General features: G+C 59.6%; 19 protein-coding genes and 1 pseudogene. 17 read left to right on the plus strand and 3 right to left on the minus strand.

Features of this window, described 5'->3' with window-relative positions:
- The first annotated feature begins 12 nt into the window (after positions 1 to 12).
- The 11 genes and pseudogenes from Q8K08_RS02840 to Q8K08_RS02895 all read left to right on the plus strand — a co-directional run bounded on the left by Q8K08_RS02840 (position 13) and on the right by Q8K08_RS02895 (position 9,207).
- Positions 13 to 987: an ABC transporter ATP-binding protein gene (locus Q8K08_RS02840; RefSeq protein ID WP_304800064.1), complete on the plus strand. Its 975-nt coding sequence runs from the start codon at positions 13 to 15 to the stop codon at positions 985 to 987.
- A gap of 37 nt (positions 988 to 1,024) precedes the next feature.
- On the plus strand, positions 1,025 to 2,290 hold the full coding sequence (locus Q8K08_RS02845; RefSeq protein WP_304800066.1) for a PotD/PotF family extracellular solute-binding protein: 1,266 nt from the start codon (positions 1,025 to 1,027) through the stop codon (positions 2,288 to 2,290).
- Positions 2,291 to 2,361: 71 nt separating this feature from the next.
- On the plus strand, positions 2,362 to 3,213 hold the full coding sequence (locus tag Q8K08_RS02850) for an ABC transporter permease (RefSeq protein ID WP_304800068.1): 852 nt from the start codon (positions 2,362 to 2,364) through the stop codon (positions 3,211 to 3,213).
- A gap of 3 nt (positions 3,214 to 3,216) precedes the next feature.
- Positions 3,217 to 4,056 carry an ABC transporter permease gene (locus Q8K08_RS02855; RefSeq protein WP_305249153.1) on the plus strand — a complete coding sequence of 280 codons (840 nt, stop codon included), beginning with the start codon at positions 3,217 to 3,219 and terminating at the stop codon, positions 4,054 to 4,056.
- Positions 4,056 to 4,727: an aspartate/glutamate racemase family protein gene (locus Q8K08_RS02860; protein ID WP_305249154.1), complete on the plus strand. Its 672-nt coding sequence runs from the start codon at positions 4,056 to 4,058 to the stop codon at positions 4,725 to 4,727. The genes Q8K08_RS02855 and Q8K08_RS02860 overlap by 1 nt, the downstream gene beginning before the upstream one ends.
- On the plus strand, positions 4,712 to 5,647 hold the full coding sequence (locus Q8K08_RS02865; RefSeq protein ID WP_305249155.1) for an N-carbamoyl-D-amino-acid hydrolase: 936 nt from the start codon (positions 4,712 to 4,714) through the stop codon (positions 5,645 to 5,647). Before Q8K08_RS02860 ends, Q8K08_RS02865 begins: the two co-directional genes overlap by 16 nt.
- A 3-nt stretch (positions 5,648 to 5,650) precedes the next feature.
- Positions 5,651 to 7,105 (plus strand): dihydropyrimidinase, encoded by a 1,455-nt coding sequence (gene hydA / locus Q8K08_RS02870; protein WP_305249156.1) that lies wholly within the window; start codon positions 5,651 to 5,653, stop codon positions 7,103 to 7,105.
- Positions 7,106 to 7,117: 12 nt separating this feature from the next.
- A pseudogene (locus Q8K08_RS02880) lies at positions 7,118 to 8,020 on the plus strand (polysaccharide deacetylase).
- Positions 8,020 to 8,217: a hypothetical protein gene (locus Q8K08_RS02885; protein WP_304799981.1), complete on the plus strand. Its 198-nt coding sequence runs from the start codon at positions 8,020 to 8,022 to the stop codon at positions 8,215 to 8,217. Before Q8K08_RS02880 ends, Q8K08_RS02885 begins: the two are co-directional and overlap by 1 nt.
- Before the next feature lie 73 nt (positions 8,218 to 8,290).
- Positions 8,291 to 8,749: a GTP-binding protein gene (locus Q8K08_RS02890; protein ID WP_304799983.1), complete on the plus strand. Its 459-nt coding sequence runs from the start codon at positions 8,291 to 8,293 to the stop codon at positions 8,747 to 8,749.
- A gap of 74 nt (positions 8,750 to 8,823) precedes the next feature.
- The gene (locus Q8K08_RS02895) at positions 8,824 to 9,207 is read left to right on the plus strand and encodes a GTP-binding protein (RefSeq protein WP_304799985.1); all 384 of its coding nucleotides are present in this window, start codon (positions 8,824 to 8,826) and stop codon (positions 9,205 to 9,207) included.
- Here the strand turns inward: Q8K08_RS02895 and Q8K08_RS02900 are convergent.
- Positions 9,204 to 10,205, minus strand: coding sequence for a zinc-binding dehydrogenase (locus Q8K08_RS02900; protein ID WP_305249159.1), 1,002 nt, complete (start codon positions 10,203 to 10,205; stop codon positions 9,204 to 9,206). The genes Q8K08_RS02895 and Q8K08_RS02900 overlap by 4 nt on opposite strands.
- 326 nt (positions 10,206 to 10,531) lie before the next feature.
- Here Q8K08_RS02900 and Q8K08_RS02905 point away from each other — a divergent pair, with 326 nt between their 5' ends.
- Positions 10,532 to 10,939 (plus strand): DUF3830 family protein, encoded by a 408-nt coding sequence (locus Q8K08_RS02905; protein WP_305249160.1) that lies wholly within the window; start codon positions 10,532 to 10,534, stop codon positions 10,937 to 10,939.
- A 265-nt stretch (positions 10,940 to 11,204) separates the two neighbouring features.
- On the opposite strand, the gene Q8K08_RS02910 is transcribed toward Q8K08_RS02905, so the two are convergent.
- Positions 11,205 to 12,359, minus strand: a complete 1,155-nt coding sequence (locus tag Q8K08_RS02910; protein ID WP_304799991.1) for a HupE/UreJ family protein — start codon at positions 12,357 to 12,359, stop codon at positions 11,205 to 11,207.
- A gap of 1 nt (position 12,360) precedes the next feature.
- On the opposite strand from Q8K08_RS02910, the gene Q8K08_RS02915 reads away from it, so the two are divergent.
- Positions 12,361 to 13,170: a DUF4198 domain-containing protein gene (locus Q8K08_RS02915; RefSeq protein ID WP_304799993.1), complete on the plus strand. Its 810-nt coding sequence runs from the start codon at positions 12,361 to 12,363 to the stop codon at positions 13,168 to 13,170.
- Between the two features lie 168 nt (positions 13,171 to 13,338).
- Here Q8K08_RS02915 and Q8K08_RS02920 read toward each other — a convergent pair whose 3' ends face one another.
- Complete coding sequence (locus tag Q8K08_RS02920; protein WP_305249161.1) at positions 13,339 to 13,923, minus strand: AraC family transcriptional regulator; 585 nt, start codon at positions 13,921 to 13,923, stop codon at positions 13,339 to 13,341.
- Between the two features lie 590 nt (positions 13,924 to 14,513).
- On the opposite strand from Q8K08_RS02920, the gene Q8K08_RS02925 reads away from it, so the two are divergent.
- The 4 genes from Q8K08_RS02925 to Q8K08_RS02940 all read left to right on the plus strand — a co-directional run bounded on the left by Q8K08_RS02925 (position 14,514) and on the right by Q8K08_RS02940 (position 17,903).
- A complete protein-coding gene (locus Q8K08_RS02925) occupies positions 14,514 to 14,780 on the plus strand; it encodes a hypothetical protein (protein WP_304802676.1) in 267 nt (88 codons plus the stop codon).
- A gap of 573 nt (positions 14,781 to 15,353) precedes the next feature.
- Positions 15,354 to 16,304 (plus strand): DnaJ C-terminal domain-containing protein, encoded by a 951-nt coding sequence (locus tag Q8K08_RS02930; protein ID WP_305249162.1) that lies wholly within the window; start codon positions 15,354 to 15,356, stop codon positions 16,302 to 16,304.
- Positions 16,301 to 16,645, plus strand: coding sequence for a hypothetical protein (locus tag Q8K08_RS02935; RefSeq protein ID WP_304802671.1), 345 nt, complete (start codon positions 16,301 to 16,303; stop codon positions 16,643 to 16,645). Before Q8K08_RS02930 ends, Q8K08_RS02935 begins: the two co-directional genes overlap by 4 nt.
- A gap of 472 nt (positions 16,646 to 17,117) precedes the next feature.
- Positions 17,118 to 17,903 carry a transglutaminase family protein gene (locus Q8K08_RS02940; protein ID WP_305249163.1) on the plus strand — a complete coding sequence of 262 codons (786 nt, stop codon included), beginning with the start codon at positions 17,118 to 17,120 and terminating at the stop codon, positions 17,901 to 17,903.
- The last annotated feature ends 213 nt before the right edge of the window (positions 17,904 to 18,116 follow it).

The raw sequence follows: 18,116 nt of genomic DNA on the forward strand, positions 1-18,116 counted from the left end.
GGGGCACCACATTTGCGCAGCGCTAACGATCTTGAACTGGTGGCCGTTTCCAAGAGCTATGGAACTGCACTGGCGGTTGACCGTGTGAGCCATCTTTTCAGGGCCGGTTCCTATGTTTGCCTTCTGGGGCCGTCGGGCTGCGGCAAATCTTCGACCCTGCGTATGATCGCGGGGCACGAGTCGGTGACAGAGGGTGCCATAATTCTTGGCGGCAAGGATGTGGCGCACCTGCCGCCCGCCCAGCGCGGCACCGCGATGATGTTTCAGTCTTACGCGCTGTTTCCGCACCTGAACGTGCGCGATAACGTGGCCTTTAGCCTCAAGATGAAAGGCATAGGCAAGGCAGAGCGGCACGCGCAGGCCGATAAACTGCTGGAGTTGGTTGGCATGACCAGCTTTGCCGATCGTCTTCCGGCGCAACTGTCGGGCGGGCAGCAGCAGCGCGCCGCCCTTGCACGCGCGCTGATCACCAAGCCGCAAGTCCTGCTTTTGGATGAGCCGCTGTCGGCGCTGGATCCGTTCCTGCGCATCCACATGCGGACTGAGCTGAAAAAGCTGCAACGCGAGCTTGGCATTACCTTCATTCATGTGACCCATGGCCAGGACGAGGCGCTGGCCTTGGCCGATGAGATCGTGGTGATGAACAACGCTGTCATCGAACAGTCCGGCCCCGCGCGCGAGGTGTTCAACGCCCCGAAGACCGCCTTCGTCGCGCGGTTCATCGGGGGCCACAATGTGCTGTCCCTGCCCGAAGGCCGCTTTGCCGTGCGCGCAGACGAGGTGCGCCTGGTGGTACATGGCACCCCGGCCATTGTGACCGCCATCGAATATCAGGGCGCGCACGTTGCGATGACCGGTCGTATTGCGGGCGATCAGGACGTTTTGGCGCTGATCCCCGAGTCGGTGTTTTTTGCCGACCCCAAGACCCTTGGCGACACCGTCACGCTCGCCTGGGACGAAACGAGGGCACATCGCCTTCAAGGCTGAAGCTGACCACCCAAATAACAACAGTGAGGGAAATACCATGAGCAAGATGCGTTACAGCCGTCGAAACATCCTCAAAGGCGGTGCCGCCGCCGTTGCAGCAAGTGCATTCCCGGCCCCGATGATCTGGGCACAGGACATCAAGAATGTCGTGCTGCGTCAGGCCGGCACCGGGGTTTCGGCTTTCAACGAAGTGGCGGCCAAGGTCAAGGAAGACCTTGGTTTTACCTTGGAAATGACAGCGCTTGATTCAGACGCGGTGACCCAGCGCGCGGCAACCCAGCCCGACAGCTATGACATTGCCGACATTGAATACTGGATCTGCAAAAAGGTCTGGCCGACAGGCAACCTGCAGGCGATGGATATCAGCAAGATCACAAACTACGACAAGATTGCCGGCACCTTCCGCGATGGCAAGCTGACCCCCGACAGCGTGATCGCCCAAGGCACCGCACCGCACACCGTTGGCTTCGTCGAAGGGCCGGGATCTACCACGTTCTCGACGCAGGATTCGGGCTGGATGACCTTGATCCCGACGATCTACAACGCCGATACGCTGGGTATCCGCCCTGACCTGATTGGTCGCCCGATCGAGTCCTGGGCGGAACTTCTGAACCCCGAATTCAAGGGCAAAGCGTCCATTCTCGACATCTCGTCCATCGGGATCATGGACATGGCGATGGTCTGCGAGGCGATGGGAGAAATCCAATACGCCGACAAGGGCAACATGACCACGGACGAGATCGACAAGACCATCGGTATCTTCATGGAAGCCAAGAAAGCCGGGCAATTCCGCGCGTTCTGGAAATCCTTCGATGAATCGGTGAACCTGATGGCATCGGGCGAAGTGGTGATCCAGTCGATGTGGTCCCCGGCGATCACTGCCGTCAAGGCGCAAGGCGTGCCATGTGTTTATCAGCCGCTCAAAGAAGGCTATCGCAGCTGGGGCGGCGGGATCGGCCTGTCGGCCGGCTTAAGCGGTCTGCCGCTGGATGCGGCTTACGAATACATCAACTGGTATCTCTCGGGCTGGGTCGGTGGGTTCCTGATGCGTCAGGGCTATTATTCGGCGGTTCCGGAAACCTCCAAGCTGTTCATGTCGGAAGACGAATGGGGCTTCTGGTACGAAGGCAAGGCCGCGACGGGCGATATCGTCAGCCCCGGTGGCACCGTCATCGAACAGGCGGGCGCGGTGCGCGATGGCGGAAGCTTCCTTGACCGGATGGGCAAAGTTGCCTGCTGGAACTCCGTCATGGATGAAAACCAGTACATGGTCCGCAAGTGGAATGAGTTCGTCGCAGCCTGAGGCTGTTTGAAATCGCATCCCCACCTCTTCCCTGCCACGCGGGGGAGAGGGCTTTCGCCGCCGGAGGTCCCATGCGTCGTGCAAATCTGAACAGCTGGTTGCTTGCGGCCCCCTTGACCGGGGTGCTTGTGATGTTCCTGATCCTGCCGATCCTGCTGATCGTCGCGGTCAGTTTCTGGACGGCGGATGCCTTCACCTTTCGGCCCGACTTTCAGTTCGACAACTACCGGTATCTTTTTGGCTCTGCGGTGGCGTGGAAGGTGTTTGGTCTGACCTTCATGATGGCGGGCATAGTGTGGGCGGTTACCTTGGTGATCGGCTTCACGATCGCCTTTTTCCTTGCCTTCCATGTGCGCACGCAAAAATGGCAGATGGCGCTGTTCCTGCTGACGACGATCCCGTTCTGGACATCTAACATCATCCGCATGATTTCGTGGATCCCGCTTCTGGGTAAGAATGGCCTTGTGAACCAGACCTTGATGGGTGCCGGGATCATCGACGAGCCGCTGCAATGGCTTTTGTATTCCAGCTTTTCGGTCTGTCTTGCCTTTGTTCACCTTTACACGCTGTTCATGGTGGTGCCGATCTTCAACACCATGATGCGCATCGACAAATCGCTGATCGAGGCTGCGCGCGATGGTGGGGCAAGCGGGTTCCAGATCCTGACAAATGTCATCATTCCGCTGTCAAAACCTGGCATCATGATCGGTTCGATCTTCGTGATCGCTTTGGTGATGAGCGATTTTGTGACCACGCGCTTCATGTCGGGCAGCCAGTTGGCGAATGTTGGCCGCTTGATCTCGAACGACATCGGGTTGTTGCAATACCCGTCAGCGGCGGCAACGGCAGTGGTCCTACTGATCTCGGTCTTGCTGACAATTGGGGCGATGCTGCGCCTTGTCGATATACGCAAGGAGTTGTGACAGATGGAAAAGCGCCCCAGATCCTTTTACGTCCTTGCCACCTTTTTCACCCTGTTCATGCTGTTCTTGTATGGCCCCACCATCACCATCGCCATTCTCAGCTTTCAGGGGCCTTCAGGTGGCCTGACCTTCCCGATGCGCGGCACCTCGCTGAACTGGTTCCGCGAGTTGTTCCTGCAACAGGCGGTGGGCGACATCTGGGGCAGTTTCCGGCGCAGTCTGGTCTTGGGGCTGATGGTGATGGTCACGACGGTTGTCATCTCTGTCATGGCGGGGCTGGCGTTCCGGCGGCATTTTCCCGGATCAACGGTGCTGTTTTATCTGGTCATCGGCAGTCTTGTGATCCCGTCGATCCTTGTGTCCATGGGGATCGGGTTGTTGTTTGACCGCACGGGTCTTGGCAATCACTGGTCAACATCGGCGTTCGGCGCCCATCTGACATGGACCCTGCCCTTTGGCATCCTGATCATGTTCGCGGTCTTCAACCGCTTTAACCCGGCCTATGAAGAGGCCGCGCGGGATCAAGGCGCAAGCACATGGCAGGTCTTTGCCCATGTCGTATTGCCGCTGATCGCGCCTGCGTTGGTGGGGGTGGCCTTGTTCGGCTTTACCCTCAGCTATGACGAGATCGCACGCACGATCCTTGCATCGGGCAGCCGCAACACCCTGCCGCTGGAAATCTGGGGGATGACGACCAACGTCACCTCGCCGGTGCTGTATGCGCTTGGCACATTGACCACGATCTTTTCGCTGTCCCTGGTGGGGCTAGTGATCTTGTCGGTCACCATCATGCAGCGGCGGCGCGCGCGGAACGGGTCGGATGCCGGAAGCGGGATCGTCTGATGCGGCTGGTCGTGATCAACCCGAATTCAACCGTGTCGATGACCGAAAAGGCCACCATTGCCGCACGCTTGGCGGCACCGGGGGCCATGATCGAGGGCGTCACCTGCCACGGGTCGCCCCCTGCCATCCAAGGGCCAGAGGATGACGCCATCTGTCGCCCCTTTGTGCTGACCGAGGTGGACCGTGCGGCGGCGAACGGTGCCGATGCCATCATCATCGCCTGCTTTGACGACCCCGCGCTGGACGAGGCCCGTGCGCGTGTTTCCATCCCCGTTTTGGGCATTGGTGAGGCCGGGTTCCATGCGGCCATGATGCTGGGCGGGCGGTTTTCGGTGGTAACGACCCTGCCCGTCGCCATTCCCATCCTTGAAGCGAACCTTGCGCATTACGGCCTTGCCCAGGCCTGCGCGCGGGTGCGTGCGGCCGGGGTCAAGGTTCTGGATCTGGAAGACGAAACCTCGGGCGCTGTGGCATCGGTTTCGGCTGAAATCGCCCGTGCCAAGGCCGAAGACGGCGTGGGCGCCATCGTTCTGGGCTGTGCCGGGATGGCCGATCTTGCCGCTCGGCTGGAGGCCGAACACGGGTTGAAGGTCATTGACGGCGTAGGGGCTGCGGCCGCGTTTGCTGCGGCATTGGTCAACATGAGGAGGGAACAATGGCACGACACTTGATCACCGCCTCGGCACAGATGGGGCCGATTACAAAATCAGAAACCCGTCGCGACACCGTCGCCCGACTTTTGGCCATGATGCGCGAAGCACACGGGCGCGGGGCCAAGCTGGTCGTGTTCACCGAAATGGCCCTGACCACCTTTTTCCCGCGCTGGATGATCGAGGATGAGGCAGAGCTGGACAGCTACTATGAAACCGCCATGCCTTCCGCCGCCACACAACCGTTGTTTGACGAGGCCGCAAAGCTGGGGATCGGGTTCTATCTGGGTTACGCCGAACTGGTCACGGAAGGCGGAGCAAAGCACCGCTTCAACACCTCGATCCTTGTCGATCAGACCGGCACCATCATCGGCAAATACCGCAAGGTGCATCTGCCCGGCTGGGCCGAACCCTTGCCCAACCGCGCCTTTCAGCATCTGGAAAAGCGGTACTTTGAGCCCGGAGATCTGGGCTTTCCCGTCTGGCGCTCGATGGGTGGGATCATGGGCATGTGCATCTGCAATGACCGCCGCTGGCCCGAAACCTACCGCGTGATGGGACTGCAAGGGGTGGAGATGGTCATGCTTGGCTACAACACGCCCTTTGGCCATCTGAACACCCAGCCGATGGACAGCCTCACCCTGTTTCATAACCACCTGTCGATGCAGGCGGGTGCGTATCAGAACGCCACATGGGTCGTGGGCACCGCGAAATGCGGGAACGAGGAAGGCAGCCAGATGGGCGGCCAGTCGGTGATCGTGGCCCCCTCGGGTGAAATCGTGGCGCAGGCCGTCACGGTCGAGGATGAGGTGATCACCGCCAAATGCGACCTCGATATGGGCCGCATCTACAAAGACACCGTTTTCAACTTTGCCCAGCATCGTCGGCCCGAGGCTTACGGCCTTATCACCGAACGTGCGGGCGTCATTTTGCCGGAGTAGAGCATGAGCACTGTCATCAAGGGCGGCACTGTCGTCACCCACGACCTGACCTATAGCGCAGATGTGCTGGTCGAAGGTGGGATCATCACCGCCATCGGCCAGGACCTTTCGGGCGATACTGTGATCGACGCGGAAGGCGCTTATGTGATGCCCGGCGGGATTGATCCCCATACCCATCTTGAAATGCCGTTCATGGGCACCTCCACCGCCGAGACATGGGAAAGCGGCACCTTTGCGGCCGCCTCTGGTGGCACCACGATGATCGTGGATCACATCATTTCCAGCCCGACGGACCTGCTCGGCCCGCTTGGATTGTGGGAAGAACGCGCCGCGCGGCAGGCCAGCATCGACTACGGCTTTCACATGTCGATCACCGGCTGGTCGAAAGAGGTTTGGGCGCAGATGGCGACATGCGTGGACAGGGGCGTGAACACGTTCAAGCACTTCATGGCCTACAAGGGCGCGTTGATGGTGAACGATGACGAGATGTTCGCCAGCTTTACCCGCTGCCGCGAACTTGGCGCTATCCCCCTTGTCCATGCCGAAAATGGTGATCTGATTGCGGGCCTGCAGCAGAAACTGCTGGCCGAAGGTAACTGCGGCCCCGAAGCGCATGCCTATTCCCGCCCGGCAACAGTCGAGGGCGAGGCGACCAACCGCGCCATCATGATTGCAGATGCCGTGGGGGTGCCGGTCTACATCGTGCACACCTCGTCTGAGGAGGCGCACGAGGCGATCCGCCGCTGGAAACAAGCAGGCACCCGCGTCTGGGGTGAGCCTTTGGTGCAGCACTTGCTGCTGGACGAAAACGAGTACAAGAACCTTGACTGGGATTATGCCGCCCAGCGGGTGATGAGCCCGCCCTTCCGCGACAAGCGCCACCAGGACAGTCTTTGGGCGGGCCTTGCAGCGGGGACGCTTTCGGTGGTGGCAACCGACCACTGCGCCTTTACGACCAAGCAAAAGCAAATGGGCCGCGGCGATTTTACCAAGATCCCGAACGGCACCGGGGGACTGGAAGATCGCCTTAGCCTGCTGTGGACACATGGCGTGGCCACGGGTCGGATCACGATGAACGAATTCGTCGCCGTCACCTCGACCAACATCGCGCAGATCCTGAACATCTACCCGAAAAAGGGCGCGATCGCCGTGGGGGCCGATGCCGACATCGTGGTGTTTGATCCCAAGGCCAGCAAGACCATTTCGGCGGCCACCCAGAAATCCGCTATCGATTACAACGTCTTCGAAGGCTTCAGCGTAACGGGTCTGCCCCGCTACACCCTGTCACGCGGTACTGTCCTGTGGGGGCCAAACGGTGGTCAGCCGCAGCCCGGCCACGGCCAGCATGTGATGCGCACCGCCAACCCACCCGTCAGCCGCGCCTATTCGCAATGGCGCGACCTGATTGCCCCACGCGCTGTTGCCCGCGACGAAAGCCTGATGCCCATCGGAGTCTAGGAAGAACCTGCAATGCCCAAAAAGATCATGTGTGCCTTTGGCACAGATATCGATTCAGTTGCCGCCTGGATCGGCAGCTATGGCGGCGGCGACAGCCCGTCAGACATCCAGCGCGGCATATTTGCAACCAAGGTCGGGATCCCCCGCCTTTTTCGGATGTTCAAGAAGTACGATCTGAAAACCAGCTTCTTCATCCCCGGCCATTCCCTGGAAACCTTCCCCAAGGAAATGGAGATGATCGTGGCCGACGGGCACGAGTTCGGCGCACATGGCTAACTGCACGAAAACCCCATCGCCATGACCCCCACGCAGTAAGAGGATGTGCTGGTCAAATCTATTGAGTTGATCAAGGACCTGACCGGAAAGGCGCCGCGCGGCTATGTGGCACCCTGGTGGGAGATGTCGAATTCCACCGCTGCCCTTCTGCTGAAGCACGGCTTTGAATACGACCACTCCCAAGGCTACCGCGATTTCCAGCCCTTCTACGCCCGCATTGGCGACAGCTGGAACACCATCGACTATTCCAAGACAGCTGCGGACTGGATGCACCCCCTGAAGCACGGGAAAGAAATCGACCTCGTCGATATCCCCGCCAGCTGGTATATCGATGACCTGCCACCGATGATGTTCATGAAAAAGGCCCTCAACAGCCACGGCTTCGTCAACCCGCGCGATATCGAAGAAATGTGGCGCGATCAGTTCGACTGGGTCTACCGCGAAATGGATTATGCCGTGTTTGCCTTCACCATCCACCCCGATATGGCGGGGCGTCCGCAGGTGCTGCTGATGCTGGAACGGCTGATCGAATACATCAGCAAACATTCCGGCGTCGAATGGCTGCCGTTCGAGGACATTGCTCGGGATTTTCGTGCCCGCTATCCCTTTGCGGGCAAGGCGCGGCCCGAGGTCATCTGATGTGCAATGCCTGCGGTTATCCCGCCCGTGCCGGCCACTGGACAGTTGCCGGGCTGGACATGCCGCATGACCGCTTGCGCGCCCGGTTCCGCCGCGCGCAGGTGCTGGCGCGGGTGCTGCGCCCGATTGGCCTGACCGCACATGATGATAGGGTGACGGATGGGTTGATCCTGTCAACCCGGTCGGGGCCAGCGTGATCGTGATCGACCCCGCGCAGCTTTGGCCAACGGTTGAGCGCCTTGCGGGCCGCGCATACGGCCCTTTGGCGACATGACCGACAACGGCCTGCCGCTGACGGCGTTGGGCGGCTGGCTGGGAGCAGGCAAGACGACGTGGCTGCGTCATCAGTTGCATGCAGGGTTACAGGCGCATGTCATCGTGAACGAGGCAGCGGGGATCGCCGTAGACGATGCCCTGCTGTCGCAAGCCCATGGATTGACCGTCTTGGCCGGCGGCTGCGCGTGTTGTGACGGGCGCGCGGAGTTGGTGGCGGCCCTGCGCCATCTGGCCGACCGGCACAGCACGGGCGAAGCTGTGCCCGAAATCATCCTTGAAACCAGAGGTCTGGCCGACCCTGCCGCAATTATCACAGCGATCACAGACGATCCGCTTCTTGCACGCCATTTCCGCCTGACCGGCACCACCGTTCTGGTCGACGCGGCAAACGGGGCCGCCGAACTTTGCCCCGGGACACTGGTCATTCACCAGATCCGTGACGGGCGGCACTGATCCTGACCAAGACAGATGCAGCGCCGCCCGTCACGACAGCACGACTTGCGGCGACCCTCGCCGCGTTGAACCCGTTGGCGACGCTTTCTGCGGCGGTGGCGGGCGTTGTGGTGCCACTGCCAGCCTTGGTGGCAGACCCGTTGCCACTGGCGCAAGCAACGCGTGCGGCAACAGCGGTCATCCTGCCGACTCCAAAGGGTGCAGACTGGGCAAGCCTGTCCTTGTGGCTGTCTGCATTGCTACACGCGCATGGTGACAGGCTGATCCGGTTGAAGGTCGTAATCAGGACCCCTGCCGGACGTCTGTTGATCCAGACCGTACGTCGCACTGTCCAACCGCCCGAGATACTGACCGAAGGCACTGGCACGGATGACATTCTGGCCGTTATCTGCGAAACCCCTGATGCCGCCGCCCTTCAGGCTTCACTTGCGCGTTGCTTGATCCGAGCCCGCGCTTAGTCGGCGATACGCAGAACCAGCTTTCCCGCAGTCTGCCGACTTTCGAGTGCGGCAAACATCGCCTCTGCCTCCTCCAGCCCGTAGCTGCCGGCGATCGGCACCTCCAGCTTGCCCGCCATGATCGCACCCACAACGGCATCGACACCCTGCCGCCAGGCATCACTGCGATTGTCCAGATGGCCGATGTGAAGCCGGGTAAAGGTCAGCGATTTCTGCACTAGCCGCTCCCACAGATTTGGCAGCGGCTTGCCCTCGGCCTCACCATAGCTGACGATATGGCCAAGGCGACGCACACAGTCAAACGACTGGTCAAGGATTGTGGCCCCCGTTGAATCAATGATCTTGTCGACACCGATGCCATCCGTCATCTCATTGCAAACGCTGACGAAATCTTCTGAAGTACGGTTCACCACACGGTCGGCACCAAAGGCCAGCGCCCGTGCCTCTTTGCCCGGCGTACCAACCGTCCCGATCACCACAGCCCCCGCCATCTTTGCAAGCTGGGTCAGTTGCAGCCCAACCCCACCGCCAATCGCGTGGATCAGCAAAGAGTCGCCAGCCTTTGTCTTGCTGACCGTGTGCAACAGGTGCCAGGCCGTGAGGGACTGAATGTAGAAGGCGGCCCCCGCGTCAAAGCTCATGGCATCCGGCAGGCGGATCAGCCGCTCTTGGGGCACAGCACAAAACGCGGCAAACCCACCCGCATTTTCGGAAAACCCCGCAACCCGATCACCCGGCGCAAAGCCAGTGACACCTTCGCCACAAACCTCCACCACACCCGAAAGTTCCAGTCCTGCAACCAGCGGATAGCCTTTGGGATGCGGATACACGCCCTTGCGCATCATCAGATCGGCGAAATTAAGTCCCGCGCGGTGGACACGGATCAGAACCTGCCCGGCCAAAGCCACGGGGCGCGGCACATCGCGCAAAAGCGTGTCTGAAGTCAGTGCGCCGGGCGAGTCAAAGACAATCGCTTGCATTTGGATCGTGTTCTCCACGTCTTCATTGATGCCGTCCGAAAGACCACCGCAATATCCGGCAGGCCTGTTACCCGGTTTTCAAAGATCAGCCTCAGAAAGAATTTCGACAGAGTCAAAGGGATGCACGCCTCAAACCAGCAAACTGGCAAAGCCCCTGAAATTTTAATGCGTAAATAGCAATCTGCGCGACCTGACTTGCCCAAACTTATGGCTGAATCAAACTTGCTGCATGAAAACGGCACATGCTCCTTTGACAACCATGGAACCTGCAGGCTGTATGAATGGCTTGTGCTTGGTTCCGCCCGGACACGATATTCGGCCAATCTATAAGGATGATGACAGACATGCTGACGGTAACTGCCGCCGGATTCACTTTCGCTGCCCGGTTTGAAACTGACGCGGCCCCCAGAACCGTGGCCGCCTTCCGCGAACGTATGCCCTTCGAGGGAAAGATCGTTCATGTTCGCTGGAGCGGTGAAGGCGTTTGGGTGCCGCTTGGTGATATGGATTTTGGCGTGGGATATGAAAACCATACCAGCCATCCGGCCCCCGGCCATGTGCTGCTTTATCCGGGTGGGATCAGTGAAACCGAACTAATCATCGCCTACGGAGGCGTGGATTTTTCCTCAAAGATGGGCCAGCTTGCCGGAAATCATTTTATCACGCTCACAGGTGGTCTTGAAAACCTGCCGAAACTTGGCCGCCGTGTCTTGTGGGAAGGCGCTCAGCCAATCCGGTTCGACGCAGATTGACCAGCGCGATGCATAGCAGAGCGAAGCTGCGGCGCTGACGGCAAGCACTGACAAATGGGCTGCTCGGCGGACAGCAGATCCGGTTTGGGTTTCGGGGAGCCGTTGCGCATGATCCTGACCAGGCTTCGGTTTGGGCACGTTCAGATGCCGCCCTGAGCGTCAGGATAGACGCGGCCTGGCAGGATATCTGACCGACCTATGCAAGCTGATGGGTGGGATGGACTGACCGTTTCGGCGGGCCGGACGCGACCCCCGGCCTGTCTGCTTACAGAAACACCCGCTCGACCGTCCACCAGACGCCGATCCCGGCGATGAGGCATGAGGCGGGGATGGCAATGGCAGAGCGATACCAAGTTTGCCGCCCGAAAGGCATGGCGAACAACACGAAAGCTGCGGCGATTACCGCAAGCTGGCCCAGTTCCACCCCGATGTTGAACCCGATCAGGGCGACCACAAAGCGCCCCTCTGGCAGGCCCACGTCGCTGAGGACCGAGGCGAACCCGAGGCCGTGCAGCAGCCCGAAGCCAAAGACCACAGCGACCCGCGCCCAAGCGACCTTGCTGCCCCCGTCTTTGCCACCAAAAATATTCTCGACCGCCACATAGACGATAGAGGCGGCGATCAGGGGTTCGACAATGGCGGCCGGGACACTGACGATCTTGAGGCTTGCCAGCGCCAAGGTCACAGTATGGGCCAGAGTGAAGGCGGTAACCTGCCACAAAAGCGGCCCGAATCGCAGCGCAAAAAAGAACAGCCCCAGGACGAACAGGATATGGTCCAACCCCATTGGAATGATGTGTTCGAAGCCTGAAACGACAAACCGCGTGAAAACCGGAAGCGCACCCTCGGTGGCGAACCCCTCACGCGGCAGGGCGGTGCTGAGGGTGCCGCCCGCAAGAATGGCGGTGTAGGCATCTGCACCCCCCCCCATCTGGCGCACCACGACAGACCCAAAACTTGCATCCCAGCCAACCTGCACCGGCGTGCCATCGGCAGGCAGTGCCGCGGTGATCCGCAGTTCACTGTCACGCGGCAGGCTGATATCGCCCACCTCGGGCACGGTCACACCGGCGATCTGCGGGTCAAGCCGGATGCTGCCCGCAAGCAGGGTGATCCGCGCGGCAATGCCGGGCCATGCGGCACGCAAGGCGGCCTCAAGCTCGGCGGGATTCTCGGCGCGCAGGGCATCATAGCGGTCAGAAAGGGGGGAAAGGTCGGTATCTTCAAGCCCGGCAAGGTCCATCCCGGCGATCAGCGGCTCAATCGGTGCGCGCAGGATGATCTCTATCATTTCTGCGCCGACAGTTACGTCGGTGATCGCGGGGCGCACCTCATGCGCAAAGGCGGGTATGGCCAACCCCATTGACAGCAAGACGCAGAGGGCCAGTTTACGAAGGGATGTGACAACGAGGAACGGCATAATGAGGCTTCCGGTATTTCTTGCTGCTCTGGCTGTTGTACTTAGCGCGGCAACTGCAAAGGCGCATGAATTCTGGCTGTCGCCCGAAGATTATACCGTTGCTCCCGAAGATGTGATGCAGGTTCGGTTGCGGATCGGGTCCGAGATGAAGGGGGTGGCCCTGTCCTATCTGCCGCAAGACAGTGCCCGGTTCGAGGTGATTCAGGGTGACACCATCCGCCCTGTCGAAGGGCGGATGGGCGATAATCCGGCGCTGGCGATGGATTCCCAACTGGATGGGCTGGCCATGGTTGTGCATGAGACCAAAGACACAGAGCTGACTTATGACGATTTCGCGGTGTTTCAGGATTTTGTCGCACACAAGGATTTCCGCACTGCCCTTGCCGACCACACAGCGCGCGGCCTGCCTACAACAGGATTCAGTGAGACATATCGACGCCATGCCAAAAGCCTGATTGCGGTGGGGTCTGGCGCAGGGGCAGATCGGGCGGTGGGACTGAAGATCGAAATCGTGGCACTGGCAAACCCCTATACCGACGATCTGACCGCCGGGATGCCTTTGCTGGTGCTGTTGGATGGCGTGCCACGGGCAAACGCTCAGCTAGAACTGTTTCAGAAGTTGCCCGATGGCACGGTGACCATTTCTCTGCACCGCACCGATGCGGATGGCCACCTGACCGTCCCGGTGCAGCCGGGGATCGAGTATCTGGCCGACAGCGTTGATCTGCGGGCATTGCCCAATGACGATGTTGATGCCGGGCCGGTCTGGCATTCGGACTGGGCCTCACTGACTTTCCGCACCCCGGACTGATATTTCACCCTGTGGCGGTTATGGATTATTCCAGCCCCAAAGACACGTGACCGACGTGGAGGGCAGACGCCGGTCCTGTGCATCAACAGAAACACATTCTCAACGAAATTTCACAACGCAGGCGGGGCCGATCTGCGACCAGCAGGTACAACGGCTTCAAGCGTCAGTTTACGCCCTCTTTTCTGTGTTTTCCGCTGGCCGAATTTTGTCTTGTGCTGCCATTCGCCAGGCACTTGGGGTTAGGCCGATGATGCGCTTGAACTCACGATAGAAATTGGACTTTGAAGCGAATCCGACCGCAAGGGCAACCTGCAGGATACTTTGATCAGTTTCACTCAAGAGGCCGCAGGCATCCTGGATTCGGTATTTGTTGACGAATTGCGACAGGTTCACGCCGCGCAGCCGGTTCACTGCCTCGGACGCCCGACGATCCGGCAGACCAAGACGGCGCGACAATCGACGCAGGCTCAGATCCTCAGACCTGTGCAGCCCATCTTTGGCGAAAAGATCGTCAAGGCGTGACAGCACCTGCTGGTGATCCGAAAGATCGGAAGGATCAAACGCTGCCGCCGTTTCAGCGTCTTCGGGGGTGGATCGACCGAAAGCTGCCGCGATTCCGATAATCACGACAAAGGCTGTCTGCACGACGGAGATCAGATGTCCGCTGATCCAGCCGGAGTTGGTAAGGAAATCATAGACGATAAAGGCATCCGTCATGGCCGAGGCGATAAGGGTCGCGCCGATCAGGCCCATGGCCCGCCGTGTCTGCCGTGCGTCGCCAATCGGGGTGAGGGCCGGTGCGTCTTGGTCGCGGACCACGGGAATCAGGATCAGCAGCCCAAAGCCAAAATAGGTCAGCGGAATAAGGATATCGGCTGCGTCGGGCCATCCCAACAGGGCAGCCCTTGTCACAAGCGTGGGAAAGAGAGCCCAGAGTGAGTAGAGACCGATCCGCCCCGCCAACGCGCGCGAGGCGATCCAGGCACAAGCAGGGATCAGGGCAGCAGTCAGGCCAATTAGCAGGCGCAATGCCTCGATTTCATAGCCCTAGCGTATCGAAACCAGAAACGACTGGACCAGATACGAGGAAACAAGTGCCACGAACAATCGGTTCGCGGGGAGGTGAATATCTCTCAGCAACAAAAGGCGCATGAGCACGAAACCAAGTGCTGCAGTGGTGAAGAAGGTCACAGGAACAAGAAGCATCGTGGGGTCTGGCAGGGTTTAAGTCGGGGCGACCTATCCCAGATCGCGATCCGGCACGACCTCGAACGCGATCAAGGACGCCTTGGGAATGAAAAACTTCGATTGTTGGCATGGACCTGCATTGAAAGGATATCCCCATGCGACCTGTTATCAAGTTTGCCGCTGCCGCCGCTATTGCAGGCGCTTCCGTCTGGGCCGGGGCGGAATTGACCCGCCCGCCCTATGACGGCCATGTCGGCATCGCCTATGGTGAGGCGAATGCCCCGCTGCACCAGACGGACATCGACTTTCACATCTGGTATCCCGCTGAACCCGGAGGCCGGGCAGTCACAGTGGGCGGCAATGGCGTATTCCATGGCACACTGGCTGGCCTCGGCGCTCCCCATGGCGCAGTCAGACCTTGAAGGTTCCACCATGTGCTACAGCATGCACAAGTTTCGATCAAACCGTAGCGAGGATGCGAGGCCCAGACGTCCATCTTGAAGTGGACTGACATGGGTCATGCGCAATGCCGCCACAGCAGATTTCGCGACGCCAGAGTCAAGAAAGCTCCCCGCTTTTCAGGGGGAACTCTTCAAACGTTGATGTGGCGTGAGGTAAAACGCCCCCCTATACACAAGTGTTTTTGTCGAATCATAACCATTTGTAAAGGTTAAATATTTCTTTTGCGAAGGCGCACAACCTCCGAAACTTGCCTGAACTCCGGTGCGCAGTATGACCTGCGGCCTTCAGGTTATGAGTCGCACCAAACAAACCGTGAACAATTGCTCAGGATCGTGAGTTGGTGCGCAAATTCCGACACATCGAGCCCCCTGCCCCGCGCGCGTGATGCCATAGCTTGAGATTTCACCATGTCTTGCATGGCCGAGTTATCGGATGGTTTTCTGACTTGCGTTGATGCGGATCATTGCTCGACGCCTTATCATTGTGAACTGTTGCAGGGTGCCACCGTTCAAGCGCAGGCAGGAGTTTTACTTATGTCCATCGATCCCTATAAAGCGCTCGGCCTGACCAAGTCCGCCACGGCAGACGAAATTAAAAAGGCCTATCGCAAACTGGTACGCACCAGCCACCCGGATCTGCATCCCGATGATGCCGGTGCAGAGGCACGCTTCAAGGCGATTTCGGCAGCTTACGACCTCCTGAAAGATCCCGAAACACGGGCAAGGTTCGATACTGGCGAAATCGACGCCACAGGCGCGGAACGCCCGCAGCGCCAATACTATCGCGACTTTGCCGAGTCGACTGGCAGTCCTTACCAGCAGGGGCGGGGTTTTGATGCGCAAGGCGATCCGGCGGATATATTCGCCGAGATTTTGCGCCAACGAACACGTGGCGGAAGCTATGGCAGTCAGCGCGATCAGGGGGGCTATTCCGTCCCCGGTCACGACGTGAAATACGCGCTCGAAGTACCGTTCCTCGATGCCGCGCGGGGCGGCGAGATGCACATCACCCTGCCGGACGGCAGCAGCATTTCCGTCAAGATCCCGCAAGGCGCACGTGATGGCCAGACCCTGCGTCTGCGGGGCAAGGGTGGCCCGGGCTATGGCGGCGGGTCGGCTGGAGACGCGCTGATCGCGCTGACGGTCAGCCCGCATCCCGTGTTTCGGCGCGAGAACGATGACATCCTGCTGACGCTGCCGATCACGATCGACGAGGCCGTGCTGGGTGGAAAGGTCGTCACCCCGACGATTGACGGGCCGGTTACCCTGAGCATCCCCAAGGGTGCCAACTCTGGCCGTATCCTGCGCATGCGCGGTCGCGGCGTGGCTCGGGCAGGCGGCAAAGCCGCTGGCGATCAGCTTGTTGAACTGCGGATCGTGGCACCACCGTCGATTGACGACGCATTGCGAGATTTCCTGAATGAATGGCGCGAAACCCATGCCTATGATCCGCGCGTGGACCTGCTGAACGAGGCTCTGTCATGACCGAACAACTGACCGAAGACGAAGTCATTGCCGCTGTCCCTGGCCTCACGCGCACCCGTCTCGTCGCTTTCATCGAGACCGAGGTCGTCGTTCCTTTGCGCCGAGAGGACGGAGCCGTCTCGGCGCTCGTCTTCCGCCAAGTGGACGTCGCTCGCATGACCATGCTGTGCAACCTGGCAGAGGACCTTGAACTGGACGATGCCACTTTGCCAGTTGTCATCGCCTTGATCGACAAACTGCACGCGACCAGGCAAGACCTTCTGGCGATAACGCGAGCCGTGGCGGCGGAGCCGCCGGACGTTCGGGCCCGCATTGGTTCGGCTGTCCTTACATCTCGATAAACGAATCACGAGCGGTGCGGGTCGATTGGTGATTTTCATGTCCCTTCTGGACTCATCGACAGGCAAGCACAATGAAAGCCTTGCGACCTTCAGATTGTGCGCCTAGACATACACGATTTCAATAGCTTAAAGAAGACAACGACTTATCCGACATGCCTTGATTCCACGGATTTTCGATGTTTACACTGACTGACATTTACCTGCATTAGTCGTCACAGACCGGCGCAAAGTGACATGCGCTCGTTGACATGAACTTCCTCCGCCGGAGCAAATAAGATGATGGGTTCGCCGTCAGACTCGTCCCTTTGCCGTTATTCCGTGTCTGTTCATGCTGTCGCGCGGCTTCGTCGAAGCAGCCGGTTATTGCCTCGGCCATGTACTTTAAAGCTTGGTGGCGATCACAAGTTGAACAGATGTGCCAACCGCCCGACATGAAAGGCACCTACCAAAGGCCTCAGCAGGCAGGCAGCATATGAAATTGGCTATCGATGTCGACATGAACTACGCGCTTGAGGGCGGCGATCCAGCTCTGTTGGCAATCACGGCAGCTCAGACGAAGGGGCAGACCGTGCTCTCAAGTGTGCTGGAAATCGAGAATGCAACGCTGCACTGGATCGACGGCGAGGGCAACGTCGGGCAACGGGTCTGGGCGCACGCAGACGGCGGCCAGCTGAACCTGCGATATCGCGCCCAAGTCGATGTAAGCAGAGCCAATGTTGACTTGTCTAGCCTTGCAGCAACGCCCTTGTGTGCGCTGTCGGGCGAAGTTTTGACGTATCTCAAGCCGTCCCGCCTATGCCCCTCCGATCTGCTTCACACGTTTGCCGACGAGCAGTTCGGGCATCTAGGCGGCGGCGAGAAGATCGCGGCGATCCTCGACTGGACGGCGGCCTCGCTCGCCTATGTCCCCGGTAGTTCGTATGCCTCCACGACGGCATTTGATACGTTCATTACGCGCGAAGGGGTTTGTCGGGACTATGCACATCTGGTCTGTGGCCTTGCGCGTGCGGGGAATATCCCGGCCAGATATGCTACCGGATATGGCGCCAATGTTGACCCCCCGGATTTCCATGCCGTTGCAGAAGTCTGGCTGGACAGCGCATGGCACCTTGTCGATGCAACCGGTATGAGCATGGCGGGCGACCTCGCAATCATCGGGTCTGGCCGGGATGCCGGGGATATTCCCTTCATGCAGACCGAAAAGTGGGTGACCCTTATTCACCAGCGCATCTGTGTGTCAGCAGAGCATCCGACATAATCCATCATGCGCATCACGCCGGTGCCTGGAGCGATCAAAACGCACTCGGCCCTTGGAAGAAGCCGTTCCGCGGCATTGGCGCATTTGGCTGATGGCGTGAGACGCCCCCAAATGTCGCTCATTTTGCGATCTGCCTGACCTGCCTGACGATTGGGGCCTTCTCAATCATCAGACAGGAGGCTTCCATGACAGAGCAGAGAGTAAGCCCGCCTC

Source organism: Pseudotabrizicola sp., assembly GCF_030684215.1.
Taxonomy (GTDB): Bacteria; Pseudomonadota; Alphaproteobacteria; order Rhodobacterales; family Rhodobacteraceae; genus Pseudotabrizicola.

Coding starts and splice junctions, on each gene's coding strand:
- Q8K08_RS02845 (WP_304800066.1), top strand. CDS start 1,025: ATGAGCAAGATGCGTTACAGCCGTCGAAACATCCTCAAAGGCGGTGCC.
- Q8K08_RS02850 (WP_304800068.1), top strand. CDS start 2,362: ATGCGTCGTGCAAATCTGAACAGCTGGTTGCTTGCGGCCCCCTTGACC.
- Q8K08_RS02855 (WP_305249153.1), top strand. CDS start 3,217: ATGGAAAAGCGCCCCAGATCCTTTTACGTCCTTGCCACCTTTTTCACC.
- Q8K08_RS02860 (WP_305249154.1), top strand. CDS start 4,056: ATGCGGCTGGTCGTGATCAACCCGAATTCAACCGTGTCGATGACCGAA.
- Q8K08_RS02865 (WP_305249155.1), top strand. CDS start 4,712: ATGGCACGACACTTGATCACCGCCTCGGCACAGATGGGGCCGATTACA.
- hydA (WP_305249156.1), top strand. CDS start 5,651: ATGAGCACTGTCATCAAGGGCGGCACTGTCGTCACCCACGACCTGACC.
- Q8K08_RS02885 (WP_304799981.1), top strand. CDS start 8,020: ATGTGCAATGCCTGCGGTTATCCCGCCCGTGCCGGCCACTGGACAGTT.
- Q8K08_RS02890 (WP_304799983.1), top strand. CDS start 8,291: ATGACCGACAACGGCCTGCCGCTGACGGCGTTGGGCGGCTGGCTGGGA.
- Q8K08_RS02905 (WP_305249160.1), top strand. CDS start 10,532: ATGCTGACGGTAACTGCCGCCGGATTCACTTTCGCTGCCCGGTTTGAA.
- Q8K08_RS02910 (WP_304799991.1), bottom strand. CDS start 12,359: ATGCCGTTCCTCGTTGTCACATCCCTTCGTAAACTGGCCCTCTGCGTC.
- Q8K08_RS02915 (WP_304799993.1), top strand. CDS start 12,361: ATGAGGCTTCCGGTATTTCTTGCTGCTCTGGCTGTTGTACTTAGCGCG.
- Q8K08_RS02920 (WP_305249161.1), bottom strand. CDS start 13,923: ATGGGCCTGATCGGCGCGACCCTTATCGCCTCGGCCATGACGGATGCC.
- Q8K08_RS02925 (WP_304802676.1), top strand. CDS start 14,514: ATGCGACCTGTTATCAAGTTTGCCGCTGCCGCCGCTATTGCAGGCGCT.
- Q8K08_RS02930 (WP_305249162.1), top strand. CDS start 15,354: ATGTCCATCGATCCCTATAAAGCGCTCGGCCTGACCAAGTCCGCCACG.
- Q8K08_RS02935 (WP_304802671.1), top strand. CDS start 16,301: ATGACCGAACAACTGACCGAAGACGAAGTCATTGCCGCTGTCCCTGGC.
- Q8K08_RS02940 (WP_305249163.1), top strand. CDS start 17,118: ATGAAATTGGCTATCGATGTCGACATGAACTACGCGCTTGAGGGCGGC.